Origin of the sequence: Janthinobacterium kochi (genome assembly GCF_051380715.1) — a bacterium.
In the GTDB taxonomy this organism is placed as follows: Bacteria; Pseudomonadota; Gammaproteobacteria; order Burkholderiales; family Burkholderiaceae_D; genus Janthinobacterium.
This window is the reverse complement of the sequence record NZ_JBNYXO010000004.1, coordinates 271,476-289,114: the sequence shown is the minus strand read 5'-3', so window position 1 is coordinate 289,114 and position 17,639 is coordinate 271,476. Positions and strand designations below refer to the sequence as shown.

Here is a 17,639-nt window from a genome sequence, read left to right as displayed (position 1 = left end):
CTTGCCATCCGCACTATAATGTCGGCACCGCGTGCGGCAGCAATGGCGGCGATAGACGGTAACAATTTCGTGTGGACGCCAGTACAATAGCGTCTGGGCCTACACAGGGTTTCACTTTTGCCAGCAGTTGCCAGCAACTAACCATTTTTTTGACCAGCCAACAAACACTATGAGTTCGATGAATGAAGAGCGCGTATTAAGCGTGCACCACTGGACGGATACCCTGTTCTCCTTTACCACCACGCGCGACCCGTCGCTGCGTTTCTCGAATGGCCATTTCACCATGATCGGCCTGCGCGTGGATGGCAAGCCATTGCTGCGCGCCTACAGTATCGCCAGCGCCAATTACGAAGAGCACCTGGAATTTTTCAGCATCAAGGTGCCGGGCGGCCCCCTGACGTCGCGTTTGCAGCACTTGCAAGTGGGCGATACCGTCATCGTCGGCCGCAAGCCGACGGGTACCCTGGTGTCCGACTACCTACTGCCAGGCAAGCGCCTGTACATGCTGTCGACGGGCACGGGCCTGGCGCCTTTCCTCAGCATCGTGCGCGATCCGGACATCTACGAGCGCTTCGACCAGCTGATCCTCGTGCATGGCGTGCGCCAGGTCGATGAACTGGCCTACCGCGAGCTGCTGGAAGAGCACCTGCCGAAGCATGAATTCCTGGGCGAAATGGTCAGCGACAAGCTGCGCTACTACCCGACCGTCACGCGCGAAGACTTCCGCAACATGGGCCGCATCACGGCACTGATCGAGAATGGCAAACTGGCCGCGGACCTGGGCTTGCCACCGCTCAATCCTGCCGAAGACCGCGTCATGATCTGCGGCAGCTCGGACATGCTGCGCGACCTGAAAGAGATGCTGGAAGCGCGTGGCTTCAAGGAAGGCAATACCTCGACGCCTGGCGACTTCGTTGTCGAGCGCGCGTTCGCCGAGAAGTAATCGGCAAGTCCTCCGCAACACAGCAGGGGCCCGGCCCCGCCGCTTTTCGCGGCGGCGCCGGGCCTCTTGCTTTTCAGCTGGCGCCAGGTGCGCGGACCAGCACGGGCGTGCCGCGCTGGTATTGCAAGCCATTCATGAAGCGCTGCACGGGCTGAAAGGCGCCGCTAAGGATATCGTCATGCGCCGCGTAATAACGCGTCTCGATCTTCAGCAGGCCCAGCACGGTCGCATCGAGCTTGTCCGTCTGATACGGTCGGCTTTCCAGCGCGGCGCGCGTGGCCGTCGATTGCGGCGCTTGCTGTTTGTTCCAGATCAACATGGGAATTTCATAGCCGCTCTTGTCCGACGCGGAGTGACCCGCGTGATTGCGGCTGTAGCCGACTTCCTGGCCATGGTCGGAGACAAACAGCAGCGAGGCGGCGCGCCCGGCCTTGGCTTTGTCGGCCATGCCGATCAAGGTGCCCAGCACATAATCGCCATAGCGGATGGCGTTATCGTACTCATCGCGCCGGCTGCGTATCCAGCTTGACCTACCCTGGCTGGCCATTTGCGCGCTGACGGCATCCTGCGCCTGATCGAAATACGCAAATCGGCTAGGATAGCGCATGTCATAGCTGGGATGAGCGCCCAGCAGGTGCACCACGATCAGCTTTTGCGGCGCGCTATCGGCCAGCGCACGGGAGAACGGCGGGAACAGATTACCGTCGAAATTGTTTTCGCCACGTCCCGTACCGTAGTTGATGAAATCGCTTTCATCCGCCTCGCCCGCCAGCAGTCCGATCCAGCCGTCGTTGCGCGTCTGGTTCGAGACCCAGAACGTCTTGTAGCCGGCCGCCTCGGCCAACATCAGCAAATTCGGCTTGGACATCCACGCATCGGGGTTGCCGATATCGGCCGGCGTGAGCATGGTCATCATCGATTCCACCGTGCTGGACGCAGGCGAAATCACATCGTTGAACACCAGCAGCTCGGAACGCATGGCATCGAGCCGCGGCGTGGTGGCGCGCGGATAACCATACAGCGACATCGAGGCGCGGTTGGTGCTCTCGCCGATCACCAGGATGACGGTACGGGCATCCTCGCCCACATAGCGCACATGCCAGTCGCGCGGCGCGGCCATGGCTGCCGTCAACGCATGCTGCATGGATTTCATCGCTTCCAGCTGCGCGTTGTACTGCTGGTAGCGCAGCGGCCAGAACAGGGCCGGATTTTCGCGCCGCATGGTGGTATTGACGTGCAGCAGCACGAGAAAGACGGCCATGGTGGCGGCAAAGCTTTTTTGCAGCAGGCCCGGTGCCGCACTGTCGCGCCCAGCCTGCCAGCGCAGCAACTGGCGGTCGGCCAGCAACAGCGCCGCCGTCACGAGCACAAACCAGCCCGCCGATTGCGCCAGGGCAATGCTGTTGTGCAGGAAAAATTCTCCCGTTTCGGCTTGATCTGTCGCAAACATGGCCTGTAACACTGCATTCGGATTCGGCCGCATGCCAAAATAGCCACGCAAAAACCCTTTGATGGCGGCGTCGAGGTAAAACACGGGCACCACGATGCGCAGCAGGACGGTGACCGCGCTGGCGCTGCAGCGCCAGGCGTAGAGCACGCCGCCCACGCCCAGCAGGAGCGCCGCCAGCAAGACGCACAATTTCAGGCATTCGTTTGCACTTAACTGATCGAAGAGGAAGAAAAGCAGCAGGCCAGCAATGCTGAACAGGACGCGGCAAAACAGAATCAGCATGGAGGCGATAGAGAGTAAACAATGAACTGGGACAGGCCCGCGCGGACGGGCCAGCGATTGTAGCGTAGTCCCTTGCAAGGTGTGGCAACATTTCACGCGTGCTCCTGACAGAAATTGTCAGTACTTTTTATTATGCTTTCGGCACCAGCAGGCCAGCCAGCCTGTATTAATATTGATATCTCCACCTGCGACAGGACTTTTCCATGACACGTGCCATCACCATACTGACCGAGAACTTTGCCGATTGGGAAACTGCCCTGATCAATTCCACGGCGCGCTTGTATTACGGCTTTTATACGCAGTTCGCCACGCCGGGCGGCCTGCCCGTCACGTCGTCCGGTGGCATGCAGGTCACGCCGCAACTGGCGCTGGAAGAGATTGTGCTCGAGGAACTCGACTTGCTGATGGTGTGTGGCGGCAGCCACTGGCAAAGCGGCAAGGCGCCCGACCTGGGACCGTTGCTGCGCGCCGCCCGCGACAAGGGCGTGTTGCTGGCCGGCATTTGCGACGGCACCCGCGTGCTGGCGCAGGCAGGCGTGCTCGACAACGTGCGCCACACCTCCAATTGCGCCGACAACCTGACGGATGTCGGCTATGCGGGCGCCGCCCTGTACCAGGATGTGCCGTGGGCCGTGGCCGACCAGCGCATCATCACGGCGCCCGGCACGGCGCCTGTCACCTTCACGCAAGAAGTCTTGCGCGCCCTGGGCATCGATGACGACAACCTGGCCGGCTATCTGGCCTTGCATGGGGCCGAGCACGGCAAGGCCACGGCAGCCCAGGCGGAGCGCTAATCGGCAGCCAGCACGCGCAAGCGCGCCACGGCGTGCGTGTTGCCCGGATCCAGTTGCAGCGAACGGCGGTAATGCGTGACGGCCAGCGCCTTCACGCCATCGGCCTCGTACGCTTCGGCCAGACTGTCGTGGGCATTCGCCCCTTGCGGGTAGAGTTGCACGCCCAGCTGGAAAACGGCGACCGCCTGTTTCGGCTGCTGCCGGCCCAGCAAGCGGTAGCCCCAGGCATTCAAGTCGTCTTCGGTGGGATCAGACAGCCCATGCTGGCGCCGGATGGCCGCCAGTTTCTTGTCCAGCCCGTCATATCCCGCTCTGGCCGCGGCCTTGCGCAGCAGGTGCGCGGCATACGCGCCGCCGCGTTGCTGGCGCAGGGCGGGAATGTAGAAGCCGGCGACGGTATCGATCAGCTGTTCCGGCTGGCCGCCGGCCAGGTTGCTGAGGATAATGACGGCCAGGCCATCGTCCGGATACACATAAAAGGCTGAGCGGGCCCCGCCGATGCCGGCCACGGCGCGGTGGCCATCGCGGCCGATGGTGGGCCAGCCCAGCGCCCACGGCGCCGGCTTGCCGTCATTCAAGCTGGTCGGCTGCCACAGCCGTGCCACGCTGGCGGGCGCCAGCAAGCGTCCCGACTGCAGTGCGATGAGCCAGTTCGCCAGTTCACCCGCATTGCTGTTGATGCCGGCCCCGGCGCGCATGAACACGGGGAAATCCTCGTTCACGTTGCGGTAACCGTTGCCCCCCCTGTCCAGCATGTAGGAACTGGCCTTGCCCACGACCACGTCCTTCGCGTCGCCAAAGCCGCTGTGCGGCATGCCCGCCACGTCAAACTGCTGACGCTGGATGAAGGAAACAAAGGGCTGGCCGCTTTGCCGCTCGATCAATTGCGCCAGCAACACGTAATTGGTCTGGTTGTAACGGTAGCGTTCGCCTGGTTTGGCTTCCACCGGCAGTGCCTGTACGGCTTTCCACGCCGCATCGGCGTCGTCCGGCTGCGGCCCCACCAGCTTGCCGCTGCGCTGGTCCAGCACATCGGGCAAACCCGATGTATGGTTGAGCAGTTGGGTCACCGTCACGGCTTGCCAGGCTGAAGGCAAGCCCGTCAGATACTGGCCGATGGGCGCCGCCAGATCGATCTTGCCCTGCTGCACCAGTTGCATCACGGCCACGCCCGCAAACGCCTTCGTCGCCGAATTGATGGAAAACAGGCTGGCGTCCGTCACCGGCACCTGGTATTGCAGGCTGGCCAGGCCGAAATTGCGCGCCAGCACGACCTTGCCACGCTGTATCACTGCCAGTTGCAGTCCTGGAATCTGGCGCTCCTGCATTTCACTGCGCACAAAGGCGGCGATGTCCTGTTCCGCGCGCAATGCCTGCAGCCCGCTGGCGGGCGCGGCAGTGGCGGTGACGGGAGAGGCAACGACGGCAAGCGCCATGACCAGCAGGACAGACGGGAGGTGTGGCTTCAAGATGCGGCTTTCGGCAAGAGAAAACGGAACAGCAGCATCCCATACCTATTTATCAACGTCAACGACAATCTTGCATGTCAGAAAGTCACTCTTCCAGCCACACGTCTTCATAGCCGTCGCGGTCGAGAATGAATTTGGCGCCGCTGGGCAAGGCCAGGTAATCGAGCACTTGCGGCAGCATCTCGTGCAGGTGTTTCGCATGCAGGGGCTGGTAAAAGCCGCTGGCGTCGTCGTGTTCGCCGCAATGGATGAACCAGCTGATGGTGCCGTTTTCCGGCAGCACGATGCGCGTGCCGTAGATGGGTGATTGGTCCAGACTGCCGATGGCCAGTGCCACCATGGGTTCGGGCGCCTGCGCCGGCAAGCCGAATTTGTCGCAGATGCGCTGTTGTGTTTCGCTGATCAGTTTAGTCATGGTGCTCTCAGGATCCGATGTAGTGGTAATGCAGGCGCAGCGCGCCATCGTGGCCGGACATTTCCAGGTGCAAGGTCGCCTCGCCCGGCTTGCCATCGGCCAGCAACAGGCATTCCATACCCAGCGGGCCGGCGTCGGTGGCATACACATCGACGGCGGGACGGCCGCCCTTGCCCGGCACAAAGGCCTGCGCCAGCGGCGTCAGCGACAGGGCCTGGTTCGCCGAAAAATAGCTGTCTAGCATCTCGACGATCTCCTCGGTCACGCCCGGCGACAGGGACCACTCGCGCTGCAGCGCAACACGATCGCGCCGGTCGAGCGTGCGCACGAAGGCTGCCGCCTGCGCATACGCCTGTTGCCGCAAGCTGTCAGTCATGCTCATTTTCATACTGCAACTCCTGTCCCGTCCATTCAACAGCTGTCATTATAGGGTGTGACCTGGTGCATGCCGCTCTCTCGCCATGCCGACAGTTGCATGACAGTCCTGCAACCCTGTACAGTGGGCCACGATGAAAAAAACCTACCATGGCAGTTGCCACTGCGGTGCCGTGCGCTTCGCGGCCGAGATCGACCTGGCGGCCCCCAGTCTGCGCTGCAACTGTTCGTTCTGCCTGAAAGTGCGCTGCTGGGCCAGCCAGGTGCCGCCCACGGCCTTCCACCTGCTGGCCGGAGAAGCGGACTTGAGCGAATACCGCTTCGGCGCTGGCCGCGAACGCCACTATTTTTGCCGTCATTGCGGCGTGCGCCCGTTTGGCCAAGGAGATTCGGCACGCAGCGGTCCGTTTATCGGCATCAGCGTCAGTTGCCTCGATGACGCGTCGGTGGCTGCACTGGCCCAGGTGCCAATCACCTTCATCGATGGCAGGCATGACGAGTGGGACGCGCCGCCGCAGGAAACACGGCATCTGTAAAAATGCAATGCAGAAATGGTTGTCACGCACCACGGAGTTTTCCTACGTGGCGACAGGTAGTGTCCCTATGGTTAAGCCAGCGTCCGGCAGCGAAAATGGCCTCAACGGTGCTGCACGGCGCCGGAGGCCAGGCAGGAGCATCCTTAATCCATTCTCACGCCATCCTTGGTGCGGATGATGGGGCAGACTAACCATAGGGGTAACGATCATGACTTCAAACAGCAACGACAAAAGCGGTAAGCAGTCGAGCAAACAGCCATCGGGCAACCAACAGTCGGACAAACAGCAATCGGCCAACCAACAGTCGGACAAACAGTCCGGCAGCCGCCAGTCATCCGGTGGTACTCAGGGCGGCAAGCAGGAGCAGCATGTCGAGGCGGGCCGCCAACGCCATAAGAATGACGGCGACAAGCAATCCGGTTCGCAACAAATGGGGCCAGGCAGGAGCGCCAGCGAACAAGCGGCTTCCGGCGCCGGTTCGCGCGGTGGCGCGCATGAGCAGCATGTGGAAACGGGCCGGGAAACGGGACGTCAAAGCCACAAGAATGATGACAAATCCTGAGTGCCGGGTCGTCTGATTGCCGACTAATCTGCCGGCGCTCCGCTACAGCATGGGCCGGTGCGGCAGTGCCGTGCCGGCCCATGGGTACCGTAGGGCCAGGCCCACCATTTCATGGACGGTCCGACGGTTGACGTGCGAAAGGCCGTTGTCTGGATCGACATTCTGGGCGATAATTACGCCCATGAACGATACCACCACCTTACCCCCATTGCCCGATCGCCTGTCGATCGACCCTAGCAGCCCTTACCACGTTGCAGCCGTGTTCGAGAACGATGTCGGCATCCGCTTCAACGACAAGGAACGTCTTGACGTGGAAGAATATTGCATCAGCGAACGCTGGATCAAGGTCGCTTCCACCAAGTCGCTGGACCGCCGCGGCCGTCCGCTGCAGATCAAGCTGAAGGGCAAAGTCGAAGCGTTTTACCGCTAAGTAACACATTCAGTTCTCATCGAGGCCGATTTCCATCGGCCTTTTTTACGTCTGCAGGTATTGCTCAGCCGCGTACCATCAAGCGGCCGGCGGTGGCTGGAAGGCGCAAAAGCCCGGCCACTGGTCACGACTGTCGCATACTTTCAGGCATCCCTTGCCATCCTTGAAGGTGGCGCTGACCTGGATAGGGAAACCAAATTTGGGCGTGATGGCATTGAAAGCGGAGGGACAGCTTTTTTCGTTGCTGAAACGGAAAGTGATCTCTTCGCGGCGGCCCTTGCGCTCAAAGCTCAGCATGAAGGTTTCATTGCTGTTCCATTGTGCTTTTCCCGGCACGCGGAAGCGGTAGCGCGGGCTGCCTTGCTGCTGGCCACCGACTTGACGACCATCAACTTGCTGGCCGAAGACGCGGCTGCTGGCCGTGGCCGTCTCGACTTTGGCAACCGGATACGCCACGGCGAACATGTAAGTGCCGGCGAAACCCTGGTCGAAACCGAGGCCCTTCTGGTAGAACGGCACCACGATATGCGGCGCGCCCGCGTATTCCACGCTGTTGTAGGCCGTCATGCGCGACGTCAGCTTGTCATCGGGCGTTTGTGCAAAGACGACGTCCAGTTCCAGCAAGGCTTGTTGCTTGTCAATGTCCTGCGTCAGGTAATCCTTGGGGAATAGCTCGCCATGCACGCAGCCGGCCAGGAGGGCTGCGGCAAGGCAGGCGCCGATGATGTTGTGGTGTTGTGTCATGGCTGTTTTCCCTCCGGCGGCGCGGTAGCGAGGCCCAGCCCCGTCACCTGCCAGCCGTTCTTGCCTTGTTTCCATTGAAATTGCTGGCCGAACCAGGCCAGTTCCAGCTCGCGCTGGATGCGGTTTGAATCCGTGCGGCCCTGGCCCGCCTTGATGGCGACGCGCGCCTGCTCGGATGCCATCTCCGAGAGTGGTTTCAGCCAGCGTTGATAGCTGTCTGGCGGCAAGGCCAGCACGCCGGCCACGCCGTCGTCGCGCGTGGCGACGATGACTTGCAGCTTGGTCAGTTTCCTGGCGAGATAGGCGCCGCGCTGGCGGTCGGGCGAAACGGAAACCAGCATGGGGGATGCATAATCTCCCGTGACGATACCTTGCACGTCAAACCACAGCAGTTCGCCCGTGCCCGTGTCGAGCGCGCGGCCGTCGCGGGCAAACAGCAGCACCTCGCTGCGGCCCGGCTGCGGCACGCCCCATTCGGGGTCGCGCTCCGTGCGTACTATGCTGTCGCGCTGCATGGGACTGATGGGGCGCATCAGCGGTTCGCCATTTTGCACGCCGATGAGGATGGTGCCCTGGCCCGTATAGCCCTTGGTAAACGCCAGCAGCATGGGCTGGCCTTCGCGCGTGGCCTTGATGGGACGCACTTCCACCACTTCGCGCGCGCCGCCGGGCCAATAGCCGTGCTGGCGGAAAGAAAAGGTGACGAGCGGATCGTGGCGGTCGTTGGTGACGACGAAGTCGCCGTACTGTTTGACCACCGGCACGTATGGCGTTTGCGCCTGCGCGGCAGGCAGGACGGCGGCAAGCAGGCTGGCCGCAGCCGCCAGGCGGCGCAGGGGGAAAGAAAGGGACAGCATGGCATCCTGTAAAGGTCGCACGGGGCGAAGGATGCACATCATAGACGATTCCTCGTCAGCAACACTGCCCAATTGGAAACATCAGTGGCGCTGGATTTCGATCAGCTCGATCTCGAACAGCTTGGGCCACAGTTTGCCTGTGACAAACAAGCGCTTGCCGCGCGCATCCCAGGCGATGCCGTTGAGCACGGCGTCGGGATTGGCCGTGCCCCGCTGCGCGGGTGGCAGCAAGCCCGTCAGGTCGATCCAGCCCACGACCTTGCCGCTGGCCGGGTCGATGCGGGCGATCACGTCCGCGCCCCACACATTGGCGTACAGTTCGCCATCGACCATTTCCAGCTCATTCAAGCGCTCGATGGCGCGGCCCTCGGCTTTTACTTCGAAGCGGCGCACCTCGGCCAGGGTTTTCGGATTGAGCACGCGGATGGCGGCAGTGCCGTCGCTCATGTAGACGAATTTGCCATCGCTGGCCAGGCCCCAGCCTTCGCCCTGGTAGCTGAAAGTGCGTTTCAATTTGAAGGTTTTCTGGTCGAACACATAACCGGTCTGCGAAATCCACGTCAGGCCCAGGATCTCATCGCCCACGTCAGTGATGCCTTCGCCGAACACTTTTTTGTCGAGCATGCTTTTCTGTAGCACCTTGCCCGTCGTCAATTCCACCTTGCGCAAGGAGGACTGGCCATTCTGGCCCGTGCTTTCATACAGGTGGCCATCCTTGAACAGCAAGCCCTGGGTGAAGGCCTGGGGGTCGTGTGGATAGGTATTCTTGACGAAATAGCCATACACGGGTAGCGCGGCCTGGGCGTAACCCATTTCGCTCATCAGACCCACGGTGCATAATAATCCCAGCAGCAGCGAGCAGGCGGTGCGTTTGATTTTGGCTGTAGCCTTGGCGTTGACGTTGATGTTCATCTGGTCGGGCGGAAGTTGGCGTACGCCTATTGTAAACGTGCCGCGTCCGCCATGCGCGCCCTGACGAGGTCCAGCCAGGCGCGCGCGGCGAACGACAGCCGCCCGCCACGGCGCCAGGCCAGCATCAGATTCCACTCCACGGGCGGGCCGTCCAGGGGAATCACGGCAAACTGCGCTTGATCCAGTGTGTCGCAATACATCTTCGGCAGCAAACAGATGCCCACGCCGAGCCGCACCAGCGAGGCAATAAAGTCCCACTGGCCGCTGCGGCCCGTGATGTGCGGCGCGAATCCGGCCCGCTGGCAGGCATCCTGCACAATGTCGTTCAGGGCAAACGCAGCACCATAGAAGATGAAGGGACTGTCAGCCAGCTCGGCCAGGGCCACCGAGGCGCGTCCCTGCCACGGCGAGCCGGGCGCGGCAAGCAGGCACAGCGGTGAGCGCACGAGGGGCAAGGCCTCGAAATCCTGCCAGGTGGCCGCATTGCCCGGGTAATCGAGCATGGTGCCCAGTTCCACCGTGCCGGTGCGCAAGTCGCGTTCGATCGCTTGCGTGCCGCTTTCATACATTTTCAGCTCGATCCCCGGATAGCGCTGGTGGTACTCGGCCAGCCATGGCGCCAGGGTGGAATGCGTTTGCGGCGACACGCCAACGCGCAGTTCTCCCCGCTCCAGATGTTGCAGGTCGCGCAATTCCACCTTCAGTTCCGCGTGCAGGGCCAGCAGTTCATGCGCGCGCGACAGCACCACCTTGCCCGCGTCCGTCAGGGTGAACCGCTTGCCGGCGCGGTCGAGCAAGGCCAGGTCCAGAGACTGTTCCAATTGCTGGACCATCTTGCTGACGGTGGGCTGCGTCACGTGCAGCCTGGCGGCCGCCCGCGTAAAGCTGTTTTGTTCGACCACTTCGACGAAGTAGCGCAGGGAACGGATATCCATGATGCATTCCAATATCGAATGATAATCATGATTTTAAGTCATTTTATCTTTTGATGTGGTGTCACTACAATGAAGACTTCCCCCAGCCGTTTGAAAGCCTGCCGTGAAAGCCTTGCACTGTTCCACCGCCGCCCTGCCCTCCGTCCCCGTCTGGCGCCAGCCCGCGCAGACCGTGTGGCAAGTGGGCGTACTGATCGCCGCCTGGTGGCTGGCCGACGAGGCCGCTTCCGCCCTGCACTTGCCGTTTTCCGGCGGCGTGGTGGGACTGTTCGTGCTGGTGGCCCTGCTGCTGTCGGGCTGGGTGCGGCCGGCCGCCATCGAACTGGGCGCGAATTGGCTGCTGGCCAACATGCTGCTGTTCTTCATTCCGCTGGTCGTCTCCGTAGTGCAATTTACGCAACTGTTGAAATCGCAAGGTCTGATGCTGTTCGTGAATATCGGCCTGGGCTTTGCCAGCGTGATGCTGGCCACGGCGTTGACGGTGGAATGGGTGTGCCGCTATGAACGCAAGTTGCGCCTGAATAAGCTGCTGCGCCAGCGCGCAGCCAGGGCGCAAGCATGAGCACCCTGCTCTTGTCCCTGCTGTTCCTGCTGCTGACCCTGGTCTTGTTCTACGCCAACCAGGCCGTGCACCGCCGCCATCCGCATTTTTTGCTCACGCCCGCCATCTGCACCTCGGCGATATTGATCGTCATCGTGCAGGCCACCTCGACGCCGTTCGCCACGTATTTCGGCGAGACGCGCTGGCTGCCGTGGCTGCTGGGGCCGGCCACCATCGCCTTCGCCCTGCCCATCTTCCAGGAGCGCAAGCTGATCCGCAAGCACTGGCTGGCCTTGTCGCTGGGCAGCTGCGCCGGCATCATCGCCTCCGTGGCCGCCACCCTGCTGCTGGACCGGGTATTTGGCGTGCACGGCGACATGGCGCGCAGCCTGCTGGCGCGATCCGTCTCGACGCCATTCGCGCTGGAAGCGTCGCGCCACATGGGCGGCTCAGCCCAGCTGACGGGCATCTTCGTGGTGATGACGGGCTTGTTTGGCTTGATGCTCGGTAAACCGCTGCTGAAACTGCTGCCCTTACGCATGCGCATTGCCCGTGGCGCCCCGTATGGCGCGGCCGCGCACGGCTTTGGCTTGTCCGTGGCGCGCCGCGTGGGCACGGAAGAAGGCGCCGTGGCCAGCCTGACGATGATTTTTTCCGGCATCGTCACGGTGCTGCTGGCGCCGCTGCTGGGGCATCTGCTGGGCTAAACCGCCACGCCAGTGACGTTTATCGGGGATAATACGCCTTTCCCTCTTGCCAGCACCCGCGCCCCGATGAAATACCCTGCAGTCCTGCCTTTCAGCGACATCCTGCCCCGCTTGCATGAGTTCGATGCCATCATCGACGTGCGCAGCCCGTCCGAGTTCGCGGAAGACCATTTGCCGGGCGCCATCAACCTGCCCGTGCTGGACGACGAACAGCGCGTGCGCGTCGGCACCTTATATAAACAGACGAGCGCCTTCGAAGCGAAGAAACTGGGCGCGGCGCTGATTGCGAAAAATATCGCGCGGCACATCGAAGACGGTTTTATCGCTCATCCCCACTCCTGGTCGCCGCTCGTCTACTGCTGGCGCGGCGGCAACCGCAGCGGCGCCATGGCGCACATCCTGGCGCGCATCGGCTGGCCCGTGACGCAACTCGAGGGCGGCTACAAGGATTACCGGCGCCACGTGAATGCCGAACTGGCCACCCTGCCCGAACGCTTCGATTTCATCAATGTGCTGTGCGGCCCCACGGGCAGCGGCAAGAGCCGTTTGCTGCAAGTACTGGACAGGCAAGGCGCGCAAGTGATCGACCTGGAGGATCTGGCGGCCCACCGCGGCTCCGTGCTGGGCGGCTTGCCCGAGGAAGATCAGCCAACGCAAAAAGCGTTTGAAAGCGCGCTGTGGCAGCAGTTGCGCCATTTCGACCCGACGCTGCCCGTCTTTATCGAATCGGAAAGCAAAAAAGTGGGCCGTTTGCGCGTGCCCGATGCGCTGATGGAAAAGATGCGCGCCGCCGCCTGCACGGGCGTGCAACTGGCCACGGAGCAGCGCGTGCAATTGCTGATGCAGGACTATGCGCATTTCGTCGGCGACCCGGCCCGCCTGAACGTGCAACTGGCCCTGTTGACGCAGCTGCATGGCAAGGAGAAAATTGCCCATTGGCAGCAGCTGGCCACGGCTGGCCACATGGCCGAGCTGGTGCAAGAGCTACTGGTACTGCACTACGACCCCGTCTACCGGCAATCGATCGCCCGCAACTTCAGCCGCTACGCCCAGGCGACGCCGCTGGTCTTGCCCGACATTTCAGAACATGCCTTTGAGCAAGCCGCGCGCGCATTATGTGCTATCGTCGGCGAACCCCGTACCGCCAGCGCCGCGTGATGCCTGGCTTGCCACCCAATCACTTATTTCAGCAGGATGACGATCATGTCCGATAGCGCAGCAACACCAGATACCCCCATCCGATTGACCGAATTTGCCCATGGCGGCGGCTGCGGCTGCAAGATTGCGCCCGGCGTGCTGGCCGACATCTTAAAAGGCAGCGGCGGCTTTCCCCTGCCGAAGGAATTGCTGGTCGGCATAGAAACCTCGGATGACGCGGCCGTCTACCAGCTCAACGACGAGCAGGCGCTGATCGCCACGACGGACTTCTTCATGCCCATCGTCGACGATCCGTTCGACTTTGGCCGCATCGCCGCCACCAACGCCATTTCCGACGTGTACGCCATGGGCGGCACGCCCATCATGGCGCTGGCCCTGGTTGGCATGCCGATCAACAAGCTGCCGGTGGAAACCATCGGCCTCATCTTGAAAGGCGGCGAAACCATCTGCGCCCAGGCCGGCATCCCCATCGCGGGCGGCCACACCATCGATTCCGTCGAGCCGATCTATGGCCTGGTCGTGCTGGGCCTGGTCCACCCGTCGCAGGTGAAACGCAACGCTGGCGCGCGCGCCGGCGATAAACTGGTGCTCGGCAAGCCTATCGGCGTGGGCATTTTGTCGGCCGCACTGAAGAAAAATGCGCTGGACGCAGATGGCTACGCCTCGCTGATCGATAACACCACCAAATTGAATACCCCGGGCAAGAAGCTGGCCCTGCTCGATGGCGTGCATGCGCTGACGGATGTGACGGGCTTCGGCTTGCTGGGCCACACACTGGAACTGGCGCGCGGCGCCAAGTTGCAGGCGCGCATCGCCATGGACGACGTGCCACTGCTGCCGCAAGTGCAGCAACTGGCGCAAAATGGCAACATCACGGGTGCGTCAAGCCGTAACTGGCAGGGATATGGCGCGCAAGTGGCGCTGGCCGACAGCCTCAGTGCCATCGACAAGGCGATCCTGACGGACCCGCAAACGGCCGGCCCCCTGCTGGTGGCCTGCGCGCCGGAAGCCGTCGAGCAAGTGCTGGCGATTTTCCGTGCCGAAGGCTTTGCCGACGCCGTCGTCATTGGCGAGATGCAGGAAGGCAGTACCGGGATTTCCGTATTTTAATGAATCAAACACAAGAGGTAATAGCATGAGTACATTCTCGAAATTCCCCGCCATCCTGGCCACCGTCGCCGCCACCCTGGCCATCCACAGCGGCCTGGCGCAGGCGCAGCAAGTGTTGCGCGTGTCCGCCATTCCAGATGAAGCGCCGACGGAATTGCAGCGCAAGTTCAAGCCGCTGGGCAGCTACCTGGAGAAAAAGCTGGGCATGAAGGTGGAATTTACGCCCGTCACCGATTACGCGGCGTCCGTGGAAGGCTTGATCAATAACAAGCTCGACATGGTCTGGTTCGGCGGTTTTACTTTCGTGCAAGCGAACGTGCGCAGCGGCGGGAAGATCGTGCCCCTGGTGCAGCGCGAGGAAGACACGAAGTTCCGCTCCGTGTTCGTCACCACCAGCAAGGACATCCATCAATTATCGGACCTGAAAGGCAAGAATTTCACGTTCGGTTCGGAATCGTCGACGTCCGGCCACTTGATGCCACGCTACTACTTGCTGGCCGCCAAGATCAATCCGGACACGGACATGAAGCGCATCGCGTTTTCCGGCGCACATGACGCCACCGTGGCGGCCGTGGCCGGCGGCAAGGTCGATGCGGGCACCTTGAACATTTCCGTGTGGGAAAAACTGGTCGAAACGAAAAAGGTCGACCCAAGCAAGGTACGCGTGTTCTACACGACACCCGGCTACTACGACTACAACTGGAGCGTGCGCGCCGACATGAATCCCGTCGTGCGCAAGAAGCTGACGGACGCCTTCCTGGCGCTGGACGCTTCCACGCCGGAAGGCAAGGAAATCCTCGAGTTGCAGCGCGCCACCAAATTCATCCCCACCAAGGCGGAGAATTACAAGGATATCGAAGCGGCTGCGCGCGATGCGAAGCTGTTGAAGTAACTGCTGAAACTTGTCGGATGACGTCCTGCGGACGCATCCGACACACTCCCCCTCACCGAAACATCGCATGACATTCCAACTTCACAAGATCTGCGTCCACCACGCGGGCGCCGCCGGCAATGCGCTGGCCCTGCGCGAGCTGGACCTGGACGTGGCCCAGGGTGAACAGATCGCCCTGATCGGTCCTTCCGGCGCCGGCAAGACCAGCTTGCTCCATACGCTGGCCTGCGCGCTGCGCCCCGCATCGGGCACCTTGAGCATCCTTGGCATTTCCCCGTGGCAGAGCGGCAGCACCGAACGCCACGCCTTGCGCGCGCGCCTGTTCCTGGCGCCGCAAACGCCGCCGCTGCCGCCGCGCCAGCGCGTCGTCAACGCCGTGCTGGCGGGCCGTTTGCCGCAATGGAGCTTGTGGACAGCCATCCGTTCGCTGGTCGCGCCCGTCGACCCGCGCGCCGCGTGGGAGGCCCTGGGCAAATTCAATCTGCAGGATAAATTGTATGCGCGTGTCGACCGCCTGTCCGGCGGCGAGCGCCAGCGCTGCGGCATGGCCCGCGCGCTCGTATCGAATGCACAAGTCTTCCTCGTCGACGAACCGCTGTCCGCGCTCGACCCTACACTCGCTTTGCAGACGATCCATGTGCTGCAGGCGGAAGCGACGGCGCGCAACGCCACCCTGATCTGCAGCCTGCACCAGGTGGAAATCGCCCGCGCCTGTTTTACGCGCATCGTCGCCCTGCGCGACGGCAAGATCGTCTTCGACTTGCCTGGCACCGAGGTCAGCGACGCCATGATCGCCGAGCTGTACCGCAACAAGGCCGATCCCTCGCCCCTGATCGAGGTGTTGGAAACGCAGCTGGACGCCGCGAGGCCCCTTTGCTGAAATCCACCAACGCCGCCATGCCGCGCGACCCCGCCTGGCGCGGCCGCCTGACCACCGTTGCCGTCGTGCTGCTGGTGCTGTGGCCGATGCTGGTGCAAGCCGAATTCAAGCCATGGATTTTATTCGATGCGCAAAGCCTGGCGGCCACCTGGCAATTCCTTGCCAGCTTCGTGCCGCCCGCCCACTCGCTGGAATTCCTGCAACTGGTGGCCGTTTCCAGCTGGGAAACCATCGCCATGGCCACGGCCGGCATGGCGCTGGCCATGCTGGGCGCCATTCCCCTGACCTTGCTGGTGACGGAGCGCTTGTCGCTTTCGCGCATCGGCTCTGGCAAAGTGTCACCTCTGGCCGCCGCCCTGCGCCATTGCGTGCGCGCACTGCTGGTGCTGCTGCGCAGCGTGCCGGAACTGGTCTGGGCATTATTGCTGGTGCGCATAGTCGGCCTGGGCCCGACGGCCGGCGTGATCGCCATCGCCCTCACGTATTGCGGCATGTTGGGCAAGGTGTATGCGGAAATCCTCGAATCATCGGACGCTGCCGCCTGCAACGCCCTGCTCCACAACGGCAGCGGCCGCTTGAAAGCCTTGCTGTACGGCGCCTTGCCCGAATCGGCCGCCGAACTGGTCTCTTACACGATTTACCGCTGGGAATGCGCGATCCGCGGCTCCGTCGTCATGGGTTTTGTCGGCGCGGGCGGCCTGGGCCAGCGCATGGATGAATCGATGAAAATGATGGCGGGCAGTGAACTGGCCACCATGCTGATGGTGTTCGTGCTGCTGGTGGCGGGCGCCGATGCCGTGTCCGCCATGCTGCGCCGGAGGCTGGCATGAAGGGCGACACATCCATGCTGCCAGTTTCCCCTCCCGTGCGCTGGTCCACGTGGGCCTTGCTGGCCGGTTTGTTGCTGCTGGTCATCGCCAGCTTCGCCACCCTGCCCCTGAAATGGGGCGAGTTCTTCAGTGCCGACGCCGTGCGCACCAGCGCCGACTTCCTGCACGGCTTCGCGCCGCCCGAACTGGCGCCCGCGTTTCTCACCAAGGTCGGCATGGCCACCTTTGAGACGCTGGCCATGTCGGCCATCGGCACGGTGATTGCGGCCGTTTTGGGCGCGCTGCTGGCCCTGCCCGCCAGCGGCCGTTTTGGCCCCTTGGCGCGCAATGCCACGCGCGCAATCCTGAACGTGCTGCGCTCGATACCCGAATTGGTGTGGGCCTCGATTTTGCTGATCGCCGCCGGCCTGGGCCCGTTCGCGGGCACCCTGGCGCTGGCGCTGCACACGGTCGGCGTGCTGGGCCGATTGTTTGCCGATGCCTTCGAGAATTGCCCGCCCTTGCCGGCCGCCACCTTGCGCATGAATGGCGTGCACCCCGCCGTGGCTTTCCTGTACGCCACCTTGCCGCAATGCAGCCCGCAAATGATGTCGTATACCTTGTACCGCTGGGAAAACAATATCCGCGCCGCCGCCATCCTCGGCGTGGTGGGTGCAGGCGGCCTGGGGCAGATGCTGAAATACCATCTGTCGCTGTTCCAGATGCAGAACGCTGCCACCGTCATCGTCGCCATGCTGCTGATGGTGGCCGCCGTCGATGGCCTCAGCTACCTGCTGCGCCGCGCCATGACCCGCTGATTCGTTTAACTATTTATAAG

At 62.5% G+C, this 17,639-nt stretch carries 21 protein-coding genes; 13 read left to right on the top strand and 8 right to left on the bottom strand.

Translation table 11 applies throughout. The features are described 5' to 3' along the window. Nucleotides 1-169 precede the first annotated feature (169 nt). Entirely contained in the window at nt 170-943 is a 774-nt protein-coding gene (locus ACQ4WL_RS11700; RefSeq protein ID WP_436509892.1) for a ferredoxin--NADP reductase, read from the top strand. Nucleotides 944-1,016: 73 nt separating this feature from the next. On the opposite strand, the gene ACQ4WL_RS11695 is transcribed toward ACQ4WL_RS11700, so the two are convergent. Continuing rightward, complete coding sequence (locus ACQ4WL_RS11695; RefSeq protein WP_436509891.1) at nt 1,017-2,675, bottom strand: phosphoethanolamine transferase; 1,659 nt, start codon at nt 2,673-2,675, stop codon at nt 1,017-1,019. Between the two features lie 203 nt (nt 2,676-2,878). Between ACQ4WL_RS11695 and ACQ4WL_RS11690 the strand changes: the two genes are divergently transcribed. Continuing rightward, on the top strand, nt 2,879-3,469 hold the full coding sequence (locus ACQ4WL_RS11690) for a type 1 glutamine amidotransferase family protein (RefSeq protein WP_436509890.1): 591 nt from the start codon (nt 2,879-2,881) through the stop codon (nt 3,467-3,469). Here ACQ4WL_RS11690 and ACQ4WL_RS11685 read toward each other — a convergent pair. The 3 genes from ACQ4WL_RS11685 to ACQ4WL_RS11675 form a co-directional block, all read right to left on the bottom strand. After that, entirely contained in the window at nt 3,466-4,938 is a 1,473-nt protein-coding gene (locus ACQ4WL_RS11685) for a serine hydrolase domain-containing protein (RefSeq protein ID WP_436509889.1), read from the bottom strand. The genes ACQ4WL_RS11690 and ACQ4WL_RS11685 overlap by 4 nt on opposite strands. Nucleotides 4,939-5,023: 85 nt before the next feature. After that, on the bottom strand, nt 5,024-5,353 hold the full coding sequence (locus ACQ4WL_RS11680; protein ID WP_436509888.1) for an immunity protein Imm33 domain-containing protein: 330 nt from the start codon (nt 5,351-5,353) through the stop codon (nt 5,024-5,026). Between the two features lie 7 nt (nt 5,354-5,360). After that, the gene (locus tag ACQ4WL_RS11675) at nt 5,361-5,729 is read right to left on the bottom strand and encodes a hypothetical protein (RefSeq protein ID WP_436509887.1); all 369 of its coding nucleotides are present in this window, start codon (nt 5,727-5,729) and stop codon (nt 5,361-5,363) included. Nucleotides 5,730-5,862: 133 nt separating this feature from the next. Here ACQ4WL_RS11675 and ACQ4WL_RS11670 point away from each other — a divergent pair, with 133 nt between their 5' ends. From ACQ4WL_RS11670 to ACQ4WL_RS11660, 3 genes are all read left to right on the top strand, one after another. Continuing rightward, complete coding sequence (locus ACQ4WL_RS11670; RefSeq protein ID WP_436509886.1) at nt 5,863-6,264, top strand: GFA family protein; 402 nt, start codon at nt 5,863-5,865, stop codon at nt 6,262-6,264. Nucleotides 6,265-6,472: 208 nt separating this feature from the next. After that, a complete protein-coding gene (locus ACQ4WL_RS11665; RefSeq protein WP_436509885.1) occupies nt 6,473-6,826 on the top strand; it encodes a hypothetical protein in 354 nt (117 codons plus the stop codon). 181 nt (nt 6,827-7,007) lie between these two features. Further along, nucleotides 7,008-7,256, top strand: a complete 249-nt coding sequence (locus ACQ4WL_RS11660; protein ID WP_010398340.1) for a DUF3297 family protein — start codon at nt 7,008-7,010, stop codon at nt 7,254-7,256. Nucleotides 7,257-7,334: 78 nt separating this feature from the next. Here ACQ4WL_RS11660 and ACQ4WL_RS11655 read toward each other — a convergent pair whose 3' ends face one another. Genes ACQ4WL_RS11655 through ACQ4WL_RS11640 form a run of 4 tightly spaced genes read right to left on the bottom strand, consistent with a single transcriptional unit; the run spans nt 7,335 to nt 10,704 of the window. Then, nucleotides 7,335-8,000, bottom strand: coding sequence for a hypothetical protein (locus ACQ4WL_RS11655; RefSeq protein WP_436509884.1), 666 nt, complete (start codon nt 7,998-8,000; stop codon nt 7,335-7,337). Then, a complete protein-coding gene (locus ACQ4WL_RS11650; RefSeq protein WP_436509883.1) occupies nt 7,997-8,899 on the bottom strand; it encodes a hypothetical protein in 903 nt (300 codons plus the stop codon). The genes ACQ4WL_RS11655 and ACQ4WL_RS11650 overlap by 4 nt, the downstream gene beginning before the upstream one ends. A 39-nt stretch (nt 8,900-8,938) precedes the next feature. Further along, a complete protein-coding gene (locus ACQ4WL_RS11645; protein WP_436509882.1) occupies nt 8,939-9,769 on the bottom strand; it encodes a glutaminyl-peptide cyclotransferase in 831 nt (276 codons plus the stop codon). A 26-nt stretch (nt 9,770-9,795) separates the two neighbouring features. Next, the gene (locus ACQ4WL_RS11640; RefSeq protein ID WP_436509881.1) at nt 9,796-10,704 is read right to left on the bottom strand and encodes a LysR family transcriptional regulator; all 909 of its coding nucleotides are present in this window, start codon (nt 10,702-10,704) and stop codon (nt 9,796-9,798) included. 103 nt (nt 10,705-10,807) lie between these two features. On the opposite strand from ACQ4WL_RS11640, the gene ACQ4WL_RS11635 reads away from it, so the two are divergent. The 8 genes from ACQ4WL_RS11635 (at nt 10,808) to phnE (ending at nt 17,619) form a co-directional block, all read left to right on the top strand. Then, complete coding sequence (locus tag ACQ4WL_RS11635; RefSeq protein ID WP_436509880.1) at nt 10,808-11,266, top strand: CidA/LrgA family protein; 459 nt, start codon at nt 10,808-10,810, stop codon at nt 11,264-11,266. Then, on the top strand, nt 11,263-11,952 hold the full coding sequence (locus ACQ4WL_RS11630) for an LrgB family protein (protein WP_436509879.1): 690 nt from the start codon (nt 11,263-11,265) through the stop codon (nt 11,950-11,952). Before ACQ4WL_RS11635 ends, ACQ4WL_RS11630 begins: the two co-directional genes overlap by 4 nt. A 66-nt stretch (nt 11,953-12,018) precedes the next feature. Then, entirely contained in the window at nt 12,019-13,110 is a 1,092-nt protein-coding gene (gene mnmH, locus ACQ4WL_RS11625; RefSeq protein WP_436509878.1) for a tRNA 2-selenouridine(34) synthase MnmH, read from the top strand. A gap of 45 nt (nt 13,111-13,155) precedes the next feature. Further along, nucleotides 13,156-14,220, top strand: coding sequence for a selenide, water dikinase SelD (gene selD / locus ACQ4WL_RS11620; protein WP_436509877.1), 1,065 nt, complete (start codon nt 13,156-13,158; stop codon nt 14,218-14,220). Between the two features lie 25 nt (nt 14,221-14,245). Further along, nucleotides 14,246-15,112 carry a putative selenate ABC transporter substrate-binding protein gene (locus ACQ4WL_RS11615; protein ID WP_436509876.1) on the top strand — a complete coding sequence of 289 codons (867 nt, stop codon included), beginning with the start codon at nt 14,246-14,248 and terminating at the stop codon, nt 15,110-15,112. Nucleotides 15,113-15,179: 67 nt separating this feature from the next. Further along, nucleotides 15,180-15,992, top strand: a complete 813-nt coding sequence (locus tag ACQ4WL_RS11610) for a phosphonate ABC transporter ATP-binding protein (protein ID WP_436509875.1) — start codon at nt 15,180-15,182, stop codon at nt 15,990-15,992. A 17-nt stretch (nt 15,993-16,009) separates the two neighbouring features. After that, complete coding sequence (locus tag ACQ4WL_RS11605; protein WP_436510073.1) at nt 16,010-16,822, top strand: PhnE/PtxC family ABC transporter permease; 813 nt, start codon at nt 16,010-16,012, stop codon at nt 16,820-16,822. Further along, entirely contained in the window at nt 16,819-17,619 is an 801-nt protein-coding gene (gene phnE / locus ACQ4WL_RS11600; RefSeq protein WP_436509874.1) for a phosphonate ABC transporter, permease protein PhnE, read from the top strand. The genes ACQ4WL_RS11605 and phnE overlap by 4 nt, the downstream gene beginning before the upstream one ends. The last annotated feature ends 20 nt before the right edge of the window (nt 17,620-17,639 follow it).

What these genes read in the sequence shown, in the direction of transcription:
- ACQ4WL_RS11670 (WP_436509886.1), top strand. Translation starts at nt 5,863, where the DNA reads ATGAAAAAAACCTACCATGGCAGTTGCCACTGCGGTGCCGTGCGCTTC.
- mnmH (WP_436509878.1), top strand. Translation starts at nt 12,019, where the DNA reads ATGAAATACCCTGCAGTCCTGCCTTTCAGCGACATCCTGCCCCGCTTG.
- ACQ4WL_RS11695 (WP_436509891.1), bottom strand. Translation starts at nt 2,675, where the DNA reads ATGCTGATTCTGTTTTGCCGCGTCCTGTTCAGCATTGCTGGCCTGCTG.
- ACQ4WL_RS11610 (WP_436509875.1), top strand. Translation starts at nt 15,180, where the DNA reads ATGACATTCCAACTTCACAAGATCTGCGTCCACCACGCGGGCGCCGCC.
- ACQ4WL_RS11630 (WP_436509879.1), top strand. Translation starts at nt 11,263, where the DNA reads ATGAGCACCCTGCTCTTGTCCCTGCTGTTCCTGCTGCTGACCCTGGTC.
- ACQ4WL_RS11640 (WP_436509881.1), bottom strand. Translation starts at nt 10,704, where the DNA reads ATGGATATCCGTTCCCTGCGCTACTTCGTCGAAGTGGTCGAACAAAAC.
- ACQ4WL_RS11645 (WP_436509882.1), bottom strand. Translation starts at nt 9,769, where the DNA reads ATGAACATCAACGTCAACGCCAAGGCTACAGCCAAAATCAAACGCACC.
- ACQ4WL_RS11660 (WP_010398340.1), top strand. Translation starts at nt 7,008, where the DNA reads ATGAACGATACCACCACCTTACCCCCATTGCCCGATCGCCTGTCGATC.
- ACQ4WL_RS11700 (WP_436509892.1), top strand. Translation starts at nt 170, where the DNA reads ATGAGTTCGATGAATGAAGAGCGCGTATTAAGCGTGCACCACTGGACG.
- ACQ4WL_RS11680 (WP_436509888.1), bottom strand. Translation starts at nt 5,353, where the DNA reads ATGACTAAACTGATCAGCGAAACACAACAGCGCATCTGCGACAAATTC.
- ACQ4WL_RS11650 (WP_436509883.1), bottom strand. Translation starts at nt 8,899, where the DNA reads ATGATGTGCATCCTTCGCCCCGTGCGACCTTTACAGGATGCCATGCTG.
- ACQ4WL_RS11675 (WP_436509887.1), bottom strand. Translation starts at nt 5,729, where the DNA reads ATGACTGACAGCTTGCGGCAACAGGCGTATGCGCAGGCGGCAGCCTTC.
- ACQ4WL_RS11615 (WP_436509876.1), top strand. Translation starts at nt 14,246, where the DNA reads ATGAGTACATTCTCGAAATTCCCCGCCATCCTGGCCACCGTCGCCGCC.
- phnE (WP_436509874.1), top strand. Translation starts at nt 16,819, where the DNA reads ATGAAGGGCGACACATCCATGCTGCCAGTTTCCCCTCCCGTGCGCTGG.
- ACQ4WL_RS11605 (WP_436510073.1), top strand. Translation starts at nt 16,010, where the DNA reads ATGCCGCGCGACCCCGCCTGGCGCGGCCGCCTGACCACCGTTGCCGTC.
- selD (WP_436509877.1), top strand. Translation starts at nt 13,156, where the DNA reads ATGTCCGATAGCGCAGCAACACCAGATACCCCCATCCGATTGACCGAA.
- ACQ4WL_RS11690 (WP_436509890.1), top strand. Translation starts at nt 2,879, where the DNA reads ATGACACGTGCCATCACCATACTGACCGAGAACTTTGCCGATTGGGAA.
- ACQ4WL_RS11665 (WP_436509885.1), top strand. Translation starts at nt 6,473, where the DNA reads ATGACTTCAAACAGCAACGACAAAAGCGGTAAGCAGTCGAGCAAACAG.
- ACQ4WL_RS11655 (WP_436509884.1), bottom strand. Translation starts at nt 8,000, where the DNA reads ATGACACAACACCACAACATCATCGGCGCCTGCCTTGCCGCAGCCCTC.